This is a genomic window from Pseudomonas piscis, assembly GCF_009380155.1.
Lineage (GTDB): Bacteria > Pseudomonadota > Gammaproteobacteria > Pseudomonadales > Pseudomonadaceae > Aquipseudomonas > Aquipseudomonas piscis.
The window spans coordinates 231,885-247,092 of sequence record NZ_WHUV01000003.1 but is presented as its reverse complement, the minus strand read 5'-3'; the positions used below and the strand labels follow the sequence as shown (position 1 = coordinate 247,092).

At 56.9% G+C, this 15,208-nt stretch carries 15 protein-coding genes and 1 tRNA gene; 5 read left to right on the top strand and 11 right to left on the bottom strand.

The window, feature by feature from the left end; all coding sequences use genetic code 11:
- Nucleotides 1–3 precede the first annotated feature (3 nt).
- On the bottom strand, nt 4–1,068 hold the full coding sequence (queA, locus tag GDH07_RS18000) for a tRNA preQ1(34) S-adenosylmethionine ribosyltransferase-isomerase QueA (protein ID WP_085594997.1): 1,065 nt from the start codon (nt 1,066–1,068) through the stop codon (nt 4–6).
- 108 nt (nt 1,069–1,176) lie between these two features.
- Between queA and GDH07_RS17995 the strand changes: the two genes are divergently transcribed.
- From GDH07_RS17995 to GDH07_RS17985, 3 genes are all read left to right on the top strand, one after another.
- Nucleotides 1,177–1,261, top strand: a tRNA-Leu gene (locus GDH07_RS17995).
- Nucleotides 1,262–2,094: 833 nt separating this feature from the next.
- Nucleotides 2,095–2,874: an AraC family transcriptional regulator gene (locus GDH07_RS17990; protein ID WP_152898440.1), complete on the top strand. Its 780-nt coding sequence runs from the start codon at nt 2,095–2,097 to the stop codon at nt 2,872–2,874.
- A gap of 243 nt (nt 2,875–3,117) precedes the next feature.
- Nucleotides 3,118–4,074: a DMT family transporter gene (locus GDH07_RS17985; protein WP_152898439.1), complete on the top strand. Its 957-nt coding sequence runs from the start codon at nt 3,118–3,120 to the stop codon at nt 4,072–4,074.
- On the opposite strand, the gene pcaF is transcribed toward GDH07_RS17985, so the two are convergent.
- From pcaF to GDH07_RS17945, 8 genes are all read right to left on the bottom strand, one after another.
- Nucleotides 4,058–5,263, bottom strand: a complete 1,206-nt coding sequence (gene pcaF / locus GDH07_RS17980) for a 3-oxoadipyl-CoA thiolase (RefSeq protein WP_152898871.1) — start codon at nt 5,261–5,263, stop codon at nt 4,058–4,060. The two genes, GDH07_RS17985 and pcaF, sit on opposite strands and share 17 nt — an antisense overlap.
- A 16-nt stretch (nt 5,264–5,279) precedes the next feature.
- A complete protein-coding gene (locus GDH07_RS17975) occupies nt 5,280–5,951 on the bottom strand; it encodes an alpha/beta hydrolase (protein ID WP_152898438.1) in 672 nt (223 codons plus the stop codon).
- Between the two features lie 469 nt (nt 5,952–6,420).
- Entirely contained in the window at nt 6,421–7,260 is an 840-nt protein-coding gene (locus tag GDH07_RS17970; RefSeq protein WP_152898437.1) for a beta-keto acid cleavage family enzyme, read from the bottom strand.
- Nucleotides 7,261–7,832: 572 nt separating this feature from the next.
- Nucleotides 7,833–8,072, bottom strand: coding sequence for a Rieske (2Fe-2S) protein (locus GDH07_RS17965; protein WP_053131800.1), 240 nt, complete (start codon nt 8,070–8,072; stop codon nt 7,833–7,835).
- Nucleotides 8,056–8,913: an iron-containing redox enzyme family protein gene (locus tag GDH07_RS17960; protein ID WP_053131802.1), complete on the bottom strand. Its 858-nt coding sequence runs from the start codon at nt 8,911–8,913 to the stop codon at nt 8,056–8,058. Before GDH07_RS17960 ends, GDH07_RS17965 begins: the two co-directional genes overlap by 17 nt.
- Nucleotides 8,913–9,713 carry a dihydrodipicolinate synthase family protein gene (locus tag GDH07_RS17955; RefSeq protein WP_053132165.1) on the bottom strand — a complete coding sequence of 267 codons (801 nt, stop codon included), beginning with the start codon at nt 9,711–9,713 and terminating at the stop codon, nt 8,913–8,915. The genes GDH07_RS17960 and GDH07_RS17955 overlap by 1 nt, the downstream gene beginning before the upstream one ends.
- Entirely contained in the window at nt 9,703–10,221 is a 519-nt protein-coding gene (locus GDH07_RS17950; RefSeq protein WP_053131805.1) for a DUF6190 family protein, read from the bottom strand. The genes GDH07_RS17955 and GDH07_RS17950 overlap by 11 nt, the downstream gene beginning before the upstream one ends.
- On the bottom strand, nt 10,214–11,392 hold the full coding sequence (locus GDH07_RS17945) for a pyridoxal phosphate-dependent aminotransferase (protein ID WP_053131807.1): 1,179 nt from the start codon (nt 11,390–11,392) through the stop codon (nt 10,214–10,216). Before GDH07_RS17945 ends, GDH07_RS17950 begins: the two co-directional genes overlap by 8 nt.
- A 326-nt stretch (nt 11,393–11,718) precedes the next feature.
- On the opposite strand from GDH07_RS17945, the gene GDH07_RS17940 reads away from it, so the two are divergent.
- Nucleotides 11,719–12,357 (top strand): acyl-homoserine-lactone synthase, encoded by a 639-nt coding sequence (locus GDH07_RS17940; RefSeq protein WP_425502127.1) that lies wholly within the window; start codon nt 11,719–11,721, stop codon nt 12,355–12,357.
- Here the strand turns inward: GDH07_RS17940 and GDH07_RS17935 are convergent.
- The gene (locus tag GDH07_RS17935; RefSeq protein WP_152898435.1) at nt 12,327–13,055 is read right to left on the bottom strand and encodes a helix-turn-helix transcriptional regulator; all 729 of its coding nucleotides are present in this window, start codon (nt 13,053–13,055) and stop codon (nt 12,327–12,329) included. The two genes, GDH07_RS17940 and GDH07_RS17935, sit on opposite strands and share 31 nt — an antisense overlap.
- A 285-nt stretch (nt 13,056–13,340) precedes the next feature.
- Nucleotides 13,341–13,970 carry a glutathione S-transferase family protein gene (locus GDH07_RS17930; protein ID WP_152898434.1) on the bottom strand — a complete coding sequence of 210 codons (630 nt, stop codon included), beginning with the start codon at nt 13,968–13,970 and terminating at the stop codon, nt 13,341–13,343.
- A gap of 117 nt (nt 13,971–14,087) precedes the next feature.
- On the opposite strand from GDH07_RS17930, the gene GDH07_RS17925 reads away from it, so the two are divergent.
- Complete coding sequence (locus GDH07_RS17925; RefSeq protein WP_152898870.1) at nt 14,088–15,206, top strand: transketolase-like TK C-terminal-containing protein; 1,119 nt, start codon at nt 14,088–14,090, stop codon at nt 15,204–15,206.
- The last annotated feature ends 2 nt before the right edge of the window (nt 15,207–15,208 follow it).

The window sequence follows — 15,208 nt, the reverse complement described above, 5'->3', positions numbered from 1 at the left end:
GACTCATACAGTTTCCTCGGGGGCCAGGTCCTTGGGAGCGGTTGGCGCAGGATTACGGGTGATGAACATCGCATCACCGTAGCTGAAGAAGCGGTATCCATGCTCGACCGCCGCACGATAGGCAGCCATGGTCTCGGGATAACCGGCGAAGGCCGAAACCAGCATCAACAGCGTGGATTCCGGCAGGTGGAAATTGGTCACCAGGGCATCGACCACATGGAACGGCCGGCCCGGGTAGATGAAGATGTCGGTGTCGCCGCTGAACGGCTTGAGCACGCCATCACGGGCAGCGCTTTCCAGGGAACGCACGCTGGTGGTGCCTACCGCGACCACCCGACCGCCACGGGCCCGGCATGCGGCCACGGCATCCACCACGTCCTGGCCGACTTCCAGCCATTCGTGATGCATGTGGTGATCTTCGATGCGCTCCACCCGCACCGGCTGGAATGTCCCAGCCCCCACATGCAGGGTCACGAAAGCGGTCTCCACGCCCTTGGCGGCAATGGCTTGCAGCAGCGGCTGGTCGAAGTGCAACCCCGCGGTCGGCGCCGCCACCGCACCCAGGCGCTGGGCATAGACCGTCTGATAACGCTCGCGGTCTGCGCCTTCATCCGGACGGTCTATATAAGGAGGCAGCGGCATATGCCCGACCCGGTCCAGCAGCGGCAACACCTCCTCGGTGAATTCCAGCTCGAACAAGGTGTCGTGGCGGGCCAGCATACGCGCCTCGCCACCACCGTCGACCAGGATCGTCGAACCCGGCTTGGGCGACTTGCTGGAGCGCACATGGGCCAGCACACGGTGGCTGTCCAGCACCCGCTCGACGAGGATCTCCAGCTTGCCGCCGGAAGCCTTCTGGCCAAACAGGCGTGCCGGGATCACCCGAGTATTGTTGAACACCATCAGATCGCCCGGGCGCAGATGCTCGAGCAAATCGGTGAATTGACGGTGGGCCAGGGCGCCGGTTGGCCCATCCAGGGTCAGCAGGCGACTACCGCGACGCTCGGCCAACGGGTGGCGGGCGATCAGCGAATCGGGAAGCTCGAAAGTAAAGTCAGCAACGCGCATGATGGGGTTCGTCTAGCAGGGCCGGAAAGTTTAGCGGAATCAGCAAAAATTGACCATGAAAGCCGATTGACCAACGGTATCCGCCTCTCTATACTTCGCCGCCATTGAGCCCTGATGGCGGAATTGGTAGACGCGGCGGATTCAAAATCCGTTTTCGAAAGGAGTGGGAGTTCGAGTCTCCCTCGGGGCACCACATAGCAGTACATAGCCGACTACCAGCGGTTATGGAGATAGAAAAAAAGCCCGCTAAATGCGGGTTTTTTAGTTTCTGATCAACCCTCCCCTTCCAATGGGCCTATACGCCATCGATGCGTATGAACTTCCCCTCCGTACTGTATTTGTGTAGCCATACATTCGCTAAATGGCAGATCAATGCTCCCAAACCAGCCATCAGGACATATTCCGCGTCCAGATCAATCGTCCCGACATGTGGGTCCAATACCATTGGCACCAGTCAGCTCAAACTCGACGATTGCCAACGAGGAGTACTCCACAGCGATAGGCCTCGGGGGGAGCCCTCGACTACAGCTCGACTGAAGACGCCTCAGAACTGTTTCAGCAGCATGGACAGCTGTACTGTTAAAACGTAATCATATATGAGCAATATCGCCTCACCCTGTGCAATGCTCTTGAGCACAGGCAGAGCGCGATAGCGCCGTAGCCATGCGCGGCAAGGCCTACGACTCACACTCAGGTAAACGATTTACCAAGAGGCAGGACGATGGAACGTAGTTTTTTTGCCACCCTCCCAATCTCTCGCTTTGCGCGGCCCTATCACCTCATGCCTGCGGCTGATCATCCGGCGCAGCTCCAAGGGCTCGCCAAGTCACCGCCCAAGCTCGTGCTCCTACCTTCTGCTACCTCCTGGTGACGTAGCCAGCCATCTTCGAGATAAATCTCTCCAGCGATTGATATGTCCCCCGAAAAGATCGATTCACATCAGGACGAGCGACGCTCTGTGCGCCACCGATGGTTGTCGAATAGCCTTTTTGGGGGCCATACGCTACAGACAACTACCGAGCAGAAATGATGAGCTTGAGCCACGACCTTGATAAATGGGTATATGCGACAAATCCGATTGTTTCGATGCCCAAGGAATATCCAGCCGGTCACGAAGTACCTCTTCATCAGCATCCTCGAGCGCAATTGGTCTACGCCGTCGATGGCGTAATGGAACTGCGCACTCGGCAAGAGTACTGGCTTCTGCCTCCTCTACGCGGTGTCTGGATCCCACCTTTTGTCGAGCACCAGATGCGCACTCGAACACCGGTGTCCTTGCGCACACTCTATGTCGATCTAGCCAGGCTGCCCTTGGCCTTGCCGACCCGAACGGTAGGCATCAACATTTCGCCCCTGCTACGCGAACAGTTGATTCGAGCTTCATTATTTTCCATCGACTACAAGGCTGGCAGCTTCGAGTCCAGATTCCTTGAAATAACCTTGGAAGAAGTCCTCAACTCCTCCGAAAAAGGACTGAACCTGCCTACTGGAAAAGACCGGCGTCTTCGCCACATTTGCAATACGCTGATCAATGACCCTGGCGACATGCGCTCGCTTGCGGACTGGGCACAGATCGTCGGGGCGACCACCCGAACACTGACTCGTCTTTTCAAGAATGAAATTGGTATTTCCTTCGTTTACTGGCGACAACAACTACGGATTGTGAATGCTATTTTCCGCCTAAACACTGGAGAACCCATCAGCCAGGTTGCCGAATATCTGGGCTATAGCTCACAGAGTGCCTTCACCGTCATGTTCAAGCGGGTCACGGGACACCTGCCAAGTGAGCATCAGAAGAAACCCTGAACCAACTTCACGATCCGCCTCCACACCGAGCACGTTAGATCGAGAACACCATCGAGAAGGCCAAGCCATGCGAACGCACCAATGGCTGCAGGGCAACCTGCGACAAACGCTCATGACTGCGGCTGGGCAACATCTAGCGACTCTAAAGTCCCGTTCTCAATAACATCTGTCGGAAACGCTCGCACTGGGCCAACTTGAGTGCCTTAGAGTCCTCCCATTTGGGCAAACCCTGTGGGAGCATCTATGCAAGTAGCCAATAACTCGAGCCAAAATCAGTATTTATTGCTGGTTCTGGCTTCTACTTTTCTGCAGGGTTCTTCCTTCGTAAGTACAAAGATCGTGATGAGCGAAATGCCACCGTTGTGGACAGCGTCAGCACGTTTTTTTGTCGCAGCGCTCTCGCTACTGCCTTTTGTTTTCCTGCTCATGCGTCAGCAGAAATTGAACCTCAGGCACATCCCCTGGCTTAAAGTCCTTGCTCTGGGCTCATTACAGACTGCCGGGGTAATGGCATTTCTGAATATCGGCTTGACCTCGACCTCCGCTTCCACCGCTGCCATTTTGATGGCGAGCAACCCCTTGCTGGTTGTGGTGCTGGCACGATTGTTCCTTGGGGAACGCTCTTCGCCATTGGCTCTTGGCGGCTTGCTGGTGGCCTTCATTGGCGTCGTTATTTGCATTGGCATCAGTACGACAGGATCAATGAGCGTGGGGGCTGGTGAAGGCTTGGTGATTCTGGCCTCCACTTGCTGGGCATGTTCGACCGTCCTCAACAAGAAATTCAATCTTGCGCTTTCCCCCTGGCTGGTCACCTTCTGGCAGATGCTGCTGGGCTCGCTGATATTGGCTGCGGTCGCCGCAATCAGCTCGCAGCACCTAAGGTTCCCCAGCACCGCATATCACTGGGGCATGTTCTTATGGCTTGCCATTCCGGCCTCGACTGGGGCCATGGGGCTCTGGTTCGCCGCACTGAAAATAGGCGGGTCCGTACAAACCAGTGGTTTTCTCTTTCTCTGTCCTCTTTTTGCCGCCTTGATTGCCTTTGCCTTAACCGGCCAGGTACCCACCTGGCATGAAATAGCGGGCGGCGCGCTCATAGGCCTGGGATTGTATGCAATGTCCCGCCGGCGTCATGCCAGCGGGCAGTCTGTGAAAAATGACCTCGAGCCTGAACCTGGCTCGATCAACAACGCTCGATGATCATCGCGATGCCTTGGCCTACGCCGATGCACATGCTGCACAACGCATAGCGGCCATTGCTCAGTTCGAGCTGATGCATGGCCGTCCCGATCAAGCGCGCACCGCTCATGCCCAGCGGATGACCCATCGCGATTGCGCCACCGTTTGGATTGATCCGCGGATCGTCATTATCCAGCCTCAGCTCCTTCATCACCGCCAACGCTTGCGCCGCAAACGCTTCGTTGATTTCAAGAACGTCCATCTGCTCGAGCGTCAAGCCCGAAAGCTTCAGCACCTTTTGCACCGCAGGAACCGGGCCAATCCCCATGATCCGCGGCTCAACCCCAGCGCAGGCACAGGCCACGATCCGCGCACGCGGTTTCAATCCGTGCTGCGCAATTCCGGTTGCAGAAGCGAGCAGCAACGCGGCAGCCCCATCATTGACTCCCGATGCGTTGCCTGCGGTGACGCTACCGCCCACTTTGCGAAATGGTGTAGTGAGGCGTTGCAGCATTTCCAGGGTTGTTTCTCGCGGATGCTCGTCCGAATCAATTCGGCGCGACTCTCTGCGCGGAAGCGAAATATTGACTGGTACGATTTCCTTCTGAAAAAAGCCGGATTTTGCAGCTAGCGCATATTTTTCCTGGCTACGCAGGGCGAAAAAGTCCTGCTCCTCACGACCGATACCGAATTGTTCAGCGACGTTCTCTGCCGTTTCAGGCATCGAGTCGGTACCGTATTGGGTTTGCAGACGGGGATTGATGAAACGCCAGCCCAGAGTGGTGTCGTAGAGCTCTGCCTGGCGCGAAAAAGCCGAGTCGGCCTTGGGCATTACCAAGGGAGCGCGTGACATGGATTCAACCCCACCGGCGAGCAAGAGATCCGCCTCGCCACTCTTTAGGTAACGAGCCGCCATGCCAAGGGCATCCATACCGGAGGCACACAAACGATTGATAGTCGTGCCAGGCGTACGGACATCAAACCCCGCAAGTAACAGGCTCATACGCGCAACATTGCGATTGTCCTCACCCGCCTGGTTGGCGCAGCCGAGGATGACATCATCCAGATACTGCCAATCAACAGATTGATTACGGGACTTCAACGCCTGCAGGGGGATGGTCGCCAGATCGTCGGCCCGGACCGAGGCCAGCGCACCGGCATACTTACCGATAGGCGTACGAACGTAGTCGCAAATAAAAGCATCCGTCATGATCTTCATCTCCTCTTCACGCAGCCTGGGTCAGCCAATTTCTGGCGATATCAATTTCCTGCTCTGAAACCAGATGGTCGCGCTCGGTGAAAATTTCCTCCTGCACATCGGCACCCAGTTTGCGAAACAGGCAGGCTGTATCTCGGACCCGGGTTTCAGGCACCCAACTGTCGGTGGTGCTTCCAGTCAGTAAAATCGGCATGCTTGCGAGGCAGTTGCTGTCATCCGAAACCAGACTCACTTCCGGCCCGAAAAGGCCACCAGTGAACAACAAGGCGCCTCCGAGCCTTTCCCGCGAGCTGAATAGGTACTGGCTGCCGATGCAAGCACCTTGGGAAAACCCCATCAACCAGATGTCATTCGCCGGCACATTGCGCTCAAGCAAGTACTGGACAAGCCGGTTGACGTGAATCAGTGCTTTATCCAAATGGGGCTGGTTTTGTTCGAGCTCCCTTTGAAAACCGCTCGGGTACCAGGTTTTACCAGGCGCCGATGGCAACAAGTAAGTGATGTTCTGCAAATCGATGCGACGCCCGATCTCGTAAATATCTTCAGGCGTCTGCCGGCGGCCGTGAATCAGAATCACAAACTTGTTACCTCGCCGTGGCTCGGCACCTAGCTTTGTAACGGTATAATCTTGATCATTGAAAACAGTATCCAGGTCACTCAAATCGTGAAAGACCGTCATTATAAAACTCCATTCCCCAATTTCACTGCATTGACTGCTCGATGCAAATTCAATCACGACTATAGAGCCTGCCGAGCCCTATTCAGGACTGCATCCAAGCCGCTATTCGCCACCGATTAAATACACTCGCCACTCGAAAAAATTATAGCGGCACATCAACCGCCGACCTGACAAACCACTGGCGACAGCCAGATTTACTACATACCCTGCCCACCAATTACTGATGAACTAAGAGGCATGACGGCACGCACGGCAAGCAATAGGTCTGCAAGCGAATTACAGCCAGAGTCTTTATATATTTATATTTTTACTCAGAAAACCAAGAAGCACTGACTTTCAAACAGCAAGCCTGCTGCTAAAAACAGTTACCCACAAGTTTCCTGCATTACCAATGCCTCGTAGCCTTACCCACATAAACCCCTATGTGATGGGTAAAAGCGAAGCTAGTACACGCCCAACCCTGAAGGTCTTATCGCGAACTGAGGCCCACGGGCAGCCCCATCAATTCACGTGTTTCGGCAGGAGTTGCGATTTCCCTGCCCAACTCACGCGACAGCCGGACGACACGCTCCACCAACTGGGCGTTACCAGTAGCCAACTCGCCCTTTCGATAATAGACATTATCTTCCAAGCCAGTGCGCACGTGGCCACCGAGCAGAATCGTATGCATGTTAATCGGCAACTGATCCTGGCCAATACCCAAGGCTGACCAAATGCTGTTTTCCGGCAAGTTGTCGATCAGGTTCAGCAGGTTCTTGCATGTAGCTGTGACCCCACCATGAATACCCATTGCAAAGGAAAAGATGAGTGGCGACTTCAAGAAGCCTTCCTTGAACAGGGTCAAAGCTTCATTGATAACACCTGAGTGATAAACTTCAATTTCAGGCTGAACCTGATAACGCAACAAGTCGGCAGCCAGCCTGCGAGCCATAGCTGGAGAGTTTATAAACGGTTTACTACCATGATTGACCGACCCACAGTTGAACGAAGCAATCTCCGGCTGATATACCAGATTATTCCAGGCCTGTTCTTCTGGCGCTCCTTGGGGAAGATTAAATCCGGAGGTACTCAAATTAATGACAATATCGCAGCGAGCACGCACTCGCTCGACAATCTCCCCCCAGACATGCTGATCATAGCTTGGTCTACCTTGTGCATCACGGGCATGTATGTGAGCAATACTTGCTCCAGCATCCCAGCACTGAGCAACAGACTCAGCAATTTCCTCAGGAGTATAAGGCACTGCACTATTTTTACTGCGGGGAGTAATCCCCCCATTTACGGCAGCAGTAATAATTAGCTTTTGCATGACGAAACAAGCTCTCACTTATTAGAAGGCGATAGGCTATATCAACCAACCTCCAACAACTATTCACAATTAGACAAAATTTGTTGAGAGCCGGAAATCATTGGAGATCTTCAACTAACACCTGCCGCCATCCAACTAGCAGAAGAAGTTACCGAGGCTTGTACCCGCAAGGAGGTTAGTTCAACTGCTTCCTGTCCACCCCTGGATGGGACGGATGGCATGTCCGATACGAGCCTGCGACTCACGCTCGATTGTCGCCGATGCTGGTGTGCACCCCGGCCCTTAGGGTAGACCTCGGTACTGCTGCCTGGGACGATTCCCCTCCAGCACCAGAACGAGGACGCGCGACAGTTCATGCTCGTCAACCCCGGCAGGATCAGCTGGCAGCCAGCATATCCGGGGTTAAGGCGATCCTCATGCTCCTGCCCTATTCACGGGACTGGCATGCCGCTGGAACCCAGGAACTATCTTTTCGCATACCGAAGGCTCAGCCTTTGCTGGCTCTAAAAACGCAAATGCCGCACGACCCGAAAGTCGTGCGGCAAAATGAGCGGATGCGAAACGGCCTTCCGTCAGGAAGTCACGCGCTTGACTTCCAGGCGTCCGCAGGGTGGACCGCTGAGCTGTTCACCGGTTTCCAGGCTGAACACCGAGAAGTGCAAGGGGCAGGTGATGCTCTTGCGCTGCTCATTGATGTTGCCGTGGACCAGCCAGCCCTCGCGGTGTGGACAGGTATGGGGCACCTCGTACCGCTGGTTGTCGATCTCAACGGTGAAGGTGCCGGGGCGATGGAACTCAGATAGCTCGCTCAACGGCCTTCTCCCGATTGAAATGCTTGAGACGCTGGGCCTTTTCCACGGCGGCGTCGAACGCCGCGTTGGTGATGTCGCGGCCCATGCAGATGCCCTGCCAGGCCTTGACCGGATCCAGGTCCCCCGCCACGTCCATGGCCTTGAGCAGGCGCTGGCCTTCGATGGCGTGGTACACGTCGATGTGCACATGCTCCGAGTAATAGGTGTGGGCCTTGATCTTCAGGCGATCGCAGATCGCGGTGTAGCATTCGAAGAAAAATGGCACCACGGTCTCGAAGTAGGTGATCACCCCGGCGAAATACGAAGGATCGTCGGCGCGCATGGTCAGCCAGCAGAACATGTTGGGGAATGAATAACCTGCCGAGGAGTTGGCCTCGATGTAGAACGGCAGGTCGGTGGGCATCTCCAGTTCCTTGAGCAAATCCATGTACAAGGTGGTATGGGAGCGCTTGATATTCCCGGAGCCGAACTCGTCGATCATCATCCGCAGCATCGGCATCTGCGCCTCCAGGCTCAATCGCGGCATCAGGTGGTAGAACACCTGGGCCTCGGTCAGGCCATCGAGGGCGAACTCCTGGACCAGGATCCGGAACTCATCGAGGGTCATCTGTTCGGCAACATACACCGCGCTGGGCGGTACTTCGCTGCGATCCTGCTCCACCAGGTCGGCCAGCTTCTGGCGCAGGGTGGCCAGGTCGCGCGGTACCTCGGCGGTGAGGGTCTTGTCGATGGTGGAGAAAATCCAATCGTGCTCGAATTCGGCGATCCGGCGGTCAAGCGGCTTGAGATGCTTGATGCAGGAACGATTGGCCAGAAACAGTTCCTTCTGAAGATCGTTCATCACGCTGCTCCCTCTTCTGCCAGCACCCGGTCAGTGGTGATGACACCCCGGGCCTTGAGTTCCTTTTTCACCTGGGCGTACCAATCGTCGGCACCCAGATCGAAGTAGCCATTGAGTGTCTCCACCCACTGCGCCACTACTTGCTGGCGCGCGCCTATGGCCAGGCGGCACAACGCCGGTTCCAGGTTGGCCAGGGACACCACGTTGCCATCGGACTCCAGGTCGCGCGCCAGGGACATCTCCCAGCCGATGAAGTAGTCCAGGCCTTCGGCCCGCAACTGCTGGATCTGCTGCTGGGTTCGCGGCTGCGACGGCGAATCCTTGATGCCGATCACCCGCGGCAGGCGGGCGATGGTCATCAGGGTCTCGAAGCTCTTTTCGTTCCCCGACAGCGCGGACTCGTTGTAGATGAAGATATCCAGCGACGTGGCGTCATGGACGGCACGATAATGCTCGATGATCTCCTCCTGGGTAGTGCCTTTGGCGAACGGCGAGGTGAACATCACCCCGTGTGCCCCCAGTTCCTGGGCCAACCGGGCATATTCCAAGACCTCGGCGGTGGTGCCACGCTCGATGCCGGCGATCACCGTACGGTCCTGGGCGTGGGCCAGGGTCAGTTCCAGCATGCGCTGCCAGTCCCGCCGGCCCAGGCGCCAGCCCTCGCCTGAAGTCAGGCAAGGGATGTAGCCATCGACATAGGGCTGCGAGCCATGCAGCAACTGGCGCACGCTGGTTTCACAGATCTGCGACCGCTCGTCCAGTGGCGAGATCAGGGGCACGAAAATGCTCTTAGCCGACATCATGGAAATCCTCCTGCTCGATCAGCATTTCCTTCGACTGTTCGAACAACCCTTGCAGGAATTCCGGGAAAGCCGGCCCGGAGGCCGGCTGGGGGAATGGCTGCAGATAGGGTTGCAAGGCTGCCAGGTCACGCAGCTCCGGGTCGTGGGTGTACAGCGGCTGGCCGTACTCCACCACCTGGGCGGCGAGCAACTTCTTCTCGACGCTCAGGTGCGACCATGCCGGCTCCCGGGTGGCGCGTTGCAACACAGCGTTGCAGTAGCCCTGGCGCTGGATGTCCATGTCGGTGTGCAGCACGTCCATGAACGGGTAGTAGACATCCTGCAGGTGCCGGCTCTTCTTCCAGATGATGGCATCGCAGATGCCGATCTGGCCGTAGTTCATCTGCACCTGCTGCTGATAGAAGTGGCTGAAGAACCCCAGCGACTTGGCCCGCAACTGCGGATCGGCGTGATGCATGCCCATGAAGACGGTGGCATCGATCACCGGCAAGAGTGCCTCAGCCATTGTACTTCTCCAGTGCCCGGGCGATGGTCTCGACCGCCTGCTGGAACTCTTCCGGCTTGCGCGCCAGAGCCAGGCGGATGTACTTCTGCCCGGCTTCAGGCTGACTCCAGTAGAAGTACTTGCCCGGCAGCACGTAAACGTCGTAGTCCATCAGGTAGGCCTGCAGGTCATCGGCGCTAACCCCCTCACGAGTGATTTCGAACCAGGCCACGCTGGTGTCGACCATCGGCGTCAGGTAGTTGAGGAAGCTTCCGTCCAGACGCTTGCGCGCCACTTGGCGGTTGATGTCCAGCACCGAGCGCACCGACTCGAAACCATCTTCGCTGCTGTCGAGGATGTACTGGGTGACCACGTTGAGGATGAACGGCGAGACGTTCAGCAGCACGCTGGTGACGATGCTGTAGATATCGGCATTGATACCCTTGCTCGACATGATGGTGGCGCACTTGGCGTCCTGCAGCGGCCAGGTCTTGCCGGTGTCTTCCATGATGATGTATTGGGTGCCGATCTCGTCGAGGATCGCGTAGGCGTCATAGCGGCTGCCGCCGGAGGCCTTGATGAATGCGGCGAAGCAGAAGTCGAGGATCAGCAGCTTGCCGTGATCCTTGCAGTAGCGCGCGACCTCGATGAAGGTTTCCGGGCCCTCGGCGAACAGGCTCGAACCGGTAGGGTTGTTCGGGTCCACCAGGAAGATCGCGTCGACCTTGGCCGCTGCGGTCTCGAGGTTGGCGTAGACATGCTCCGGGGAATGGAACAGCGACTCGTTGAGCGGCGACAGCGGTACTTCCATGTGCTTGAGCAGGTCATGCAGGTTGTCGAAGCACGGCTCGATCAAACCAACGCTCATGTCGCGCTTGCGCAGGTAGGTCGCGGTGATATGCATGGCAATCGACGCGGCGTAGACCAGGTAGATCTCGTCGTGGCGCTTGAGGGCGTGCTCCTGGCCGTGGAAGGTGAAGAACGCCTTGATGAACTCCTGTTCGCTCTGGTACTGGGTCTGGCCCTGGGCGCGGTACCACAGCTCCGGAAGTCGTTCGACGATCTGGCGCTGGGTTACGCTCTGGTCCTGGTGAGTATGGGCATCTGCAAGATTGAAACGGGTCTTCAGGGCAGAGATTTCATGCTGAGTGATATCCTGCTTAACTTCCTGACGCGTAATTACGACACTCATATTATTATTCCTGTAAGAGCTAAATAATCGCCTGCGGGATAGGTGTAGTTATCAAACCACGGGTAAATCCTCTCCATGTTTATCGCTCCGCGACAGGCCGACAACTGTACCTAAGTGCAGATCGACACTTATAAAAACGAGCGTTTAATTCTTTCCGCGAAGACTGACCTTAGGTACAGTTGCTTTCTCGAAACAGGCAATTCATCCTTTCCGCGACCCGGCGCGATGGATGAAGGTGGTCTGTCTTTATTCCTCGGATGGAAATAACAATAAGTATGGATAAAGTCAGTTTTTATAATATCGACTACACAAATGCGTCCCAGGACTTGTTGGGAAACTTGTATGGGTTGCGCAAGGAAGTCTTCGCCGACCGGCTCAATTGGAAGGTCAATGTCTGCGGTGACCAGGAAATCGATGAATACGACAATCCCCGCGCCACTTACCTGGTTGGAGTCCACACCGGAGTCCCCCTGGCCAGCCTGCGCCTGATCAACACGCTGCATCCCTACATGGTGGAAGGGCCATTCCGTAGTTTTTTCAGCCAGCCCGCGCCCAAGCACCGCCTGATCGCCGAATCCAGTCGCTTCTTCGTCGACAAGACCCGTTCCCGCGCCCTCGGGCTGGAGCGCCTGCCACTGACCGAAATGCTCCTGCTGGCCATGCACAGCCATGGAGCACACACAGGCCTGGAGTCGATCGTCACCGTGGTGAGCCAAGCCATGTCACGCATCGTGCACCGGGCCGGATGGCACTACGAGATCCTCGACAGCGGGCAGGCCTCACCCGGAGAGCGGGTATTGCTGCTCAAGATGCCGATATCGCCAGACAATGCCGGGCGCCTGCAGGCGATGATCGCCACCAAGGGCGGCAACCACCTGTACGAACTACACACTGCAGGCCCACGCCAACGCTCCGCCAGCGCCAGGCGAGCGCCTCAGACCATGCCCATGCTCACAGCCTTGTAGACCGCCTGCTTGGCATTGCAGACCTGCAGCTTGTGCACGATGTTGGACATGTGGAATTTCACCGTGCGTACGGAAATCGCATGGATCGCAGCGATTTCCCCGTAGGTCTTGCCCTTGACCACCCATTGGAGGACTCCCATTTCCCGATTCGACAAGCTGGCATCGTCCTTCTCGGGAAACAGCTCATTGGGTGTGAACCTATCCATCAGGCTGTTGTGAAACTGGATCAGCGCCATCTGGATCTCGGCGGTATGCCGGGTCATGACCTGGTCGAAGTCGGCCCGCAATTCCGTGTTACAAATACTCAACGCGGCGAACAGACCATTGGAGTCATGGAGATTGAAGGTGAAACCGGTGGATATCCGGTATTTCTCGGATAGCGCGAATAATTTATCGCCCTGCCCCGGCTCCGCGGACCCAAGCGCTTCGCGCCAGGAAAAGGGGGCAATGGACTTCAATCCATGATTGATTACCGGATCGATCAAGTGGTAATTGGAAGCCTTGTAGATATCCAGCCAACGCTTTGGATAACTGGAGAAGATCAGCGGCTTTACTTGCCGCCCTTTATGCATGGTGAAATAGGCATATTGGCAACCATCGAGGGGCGGCAGACGCTTCTCGAAGGCATTTTTCAGCAGATAATCAAGTTCAGCTTCATCATCGGTTACTTGTCTGCCACTAACTAATTGAGTGCTCATAAGAACTCCATGTTCTTTATAGTGTTCAGTCCGTGAATCTTGTTGCTCTGACTTCGCCACCCCTGACACTCAACTCAAAAGCTTTTATGTAGTAAAGACAAATAATCACTACACAAATTAACTACAACGTGAGTTCAACAGGGGTTATCGACCTTCTCGAAGCCCGTGACTCAATGACCGAACCGGCAGTAAATCCAACCTCGTACCCACTATGAATGCAGAAAACCGCTCTTTCCCGACAGGGCCAGAGCGGTTCCTCGAACCAGCTGACATTCCCGGGTTCGCCTAGGCTTCCCGGGAGTCGGCCAAGCCAGCCTTTACCGCCGGCCGCGCTTCGATCGCATCCAGCCAACGGCGAACATGGCGGAACGGAGTGATATCCAGGTTCAGTTCCTCATGGGTGCGCAACCAGGGAAACGCCGCGACGTCGGCGATGGAATAGTTGTTCGAAGCCAGGTAGGCATGCTTGGCCAGCTGGCTGTCGACTACGCCATAGATACGCAGCGACTCCTTGCGGTAGCGCGTGATGGCTTCCTGGTTGGCGGTCTTGCTGCCATGGAGGAACCACCAGAGTTGGCCGAGCATCGGACCGATGGCGCCGACCTGGAAGAACAGCCATTGCTGGACCGCCAGTTGTTCGGTCGGCGATTGGGCTCGAAGGCAGTCGTATTTTTCCGACAGATAGCCAAGGATCGCTGCCGACTCGAATACCGAGACTCCAGCCTCATGATCGACGATCGCCGGGATCTTGCCGTTGGGGTTGATCTGCAGGAACTCCGGGGAGTGCTGGCGCCCTTCGGACAGATTGAATTTCACCCGTTCACAATCGATGCCGGCTTCCTTGAGGAAAATGCTGATTTTCTGTCCGTTTGGGGTGTCTGCGGTATAGAAAGTGAGGGATTTTGGCGTGTTCATGAGTCCTCCGTTGACTACTGCGAATGTCACTGCGTTTGAATCTTATTGCATTTGCAATCATATTGAGGCGTACAGTATGGTGCAAGAATGACGGAACGCACGGAGAGCTTCGAAGTTATGATGGGTTTTTCCAGTTTCAGGACCACGCGCGAGACCGGCGAGGCCGCGCAAGCCTGCATCGACAAGATCCAGACGTTGGCCGTCCAGGCCAGCGAAGGATGCTCTTCACCGCTCTACACCATGATCGACATCGCCAATCGTCTGGAGAGGGATCCGAGAACGGCGAAGAACATCTGGGTGGTGCGTTCCAACACGCGTCCCGGTGCCGCGCCCGAGCACACCCGTATCAGCGCCTGGCCCCTGCACTTCAGTTCCCAGGCCCGAGCCAGCGAAAAACCGCTGCTGTACCTGACCAGTTCCTCCACATCGGCCCAGCTATGCGCCCTGTCGAGCGAGTCCTCCCAGCGCGGGATCCTGTGCAACGATATCGAGACCATTTCCTCGATCTGGCCCAAGGGTGCGCATCCATGGGTGCCGTTGTGGCTGGCGGCCAATCCTCGCTGCCTGCCCTTCGACCCGGCCAGCGGTGCCGAGGCCCGGGCCATTGCGCTTGCGGCGCTGAAAAGCCTGTATGTGGATGGAAGCAACGGCTTCTACTACATGGCCCTGCACGATGAGCCCAATGACTTCGTCGGCCCGATGGACAAGCACAGCGTCAACCAGGCCCTGCAAGGCATGTACAAGATCGCCGAGCTGGAGGCCGGGCCCGATCGCCCCAAGGTCCGCCTGCTGGGAGCCGGCCTGAGCCTGCGCGCGGTGATCGCTGCGGCGCAGATCCTGCACGAGGACTGGGGCGTGGGTTGCGAACTGTGGAGTTGCCCCAGCTATACCCGCCTGGCCCGGGATGCCGACAGCGCCCTGCGCTGGAACCGCATGCACCCGGACCTGCCGCGGCGCTCATCGCATCTGCGCGACAGCCTGAACGTCGAGGATGCGCCGGTGGTCGCCGTGACCGGGTACGCCCAACATGTGGCCGAGCAGATCGGTGCCCATCTGAATTCGCGTTTCGTCGCCCTGGGTGCCGACTCCATCGGCTCACTGCCGACCCGTCCTATCTCCTGCAAGACCGTGGACAAACGCTGGATCGCCACCCTGGCCCTGCGCGCCCTGGCCCAGGACGGCAAGGTTCCCCAGGAATACGTCAAGCAGGCCATGCGCCGCTACCTGCTGCAATGAAG

Coding starts and splice junctions, on each gene's coding strand:
- GDH07_RS17970 (WP_152898437.1), bottom strand. CDS start 7,260: ATGCAAAAGCTAATTATTACTGCTGCCGTAAATGGGGGGATTACTCCC.
- queA (WP_085594997.1), bottom strand. CDS start 1,068: ATGCGCGTTGCTGACTTTACTTTCGAGCTTCCCGATTCGCTGATCGCC.
- pcaF (WP_152898871.1), bottom strand. CDS start 5,263: ATGACGGATGCTTTTATTTGCGACTACGTTCGTACGCCTATCGGTAAG.
- GDH07_RS17955 (WP_053132165.1), bottom strand. CDS start 9,713: ATGTCGGCTAAGAGCATTTTCGTGCCCCTGATCTCGCCACTGGACGAG.
- GDH07_RS17975 (WP_152898438.1), bottom strand. CDS start 5,951: ATGACGGTCTTTCACGATTTGAGTGACCTGGATACTGTTTTCAATGAT.
- GDH07_RS17945 (WP_053131807.1), bottom strand. CDS start 11,392: ATGAGTGTCGTAATTACGCGTCAGGAAGTTAAGCAGGATATCACTCAG.
- GDH07_RS17930 (WP_152898434.1), bottom strand. CDS start 13,970: ATGAACACGCCAAAATCCCTCACTTTCTATACCGCAGACACCCCAAAC.
- GDH07_RS17990 (WP_152898440.1), top strand. CDS start 2,095: ATGATGAGCTTGAGCCACGACCTTGATAAATGGGTATATGCGACAAAT.
- GDH07_RS17935 (WP_152898435.1), bottom strand. CDS start 13,055: ATGAGCACTCAATTAGTTAGTGGCAGACAAGTAACCGATGATGAAGCT.
- GDH07_RS17925 (WP_152898870.1), top strand. CDS start 14,088: ATGATGGGTTTTTCCAGTTTCAGGACCACGCGCGAGACCGGCGAGGCC.
- GDH07_RS17950 (WP_053131805.1), bottom strand. CDS start 10,221: ATGGCTGAGGCACTCTTGCCGGTGATCGATGCCACCGTCTTCATGGGC.
- GDH07_RS17985 (WP_152898439.1), top strand. CDS start 3,118: ATGCAAGTAGCCAATAACTCGAGCCAAAATCAGTATTTATTGCTGGTT.
- GDH07_RS17960 (WP_053131802.1), bottom strand. CDS start 8,913: ATGAACGATCTTCAGAAGGAACTGTTTCTGGCCAATCGTTCCTGCATC.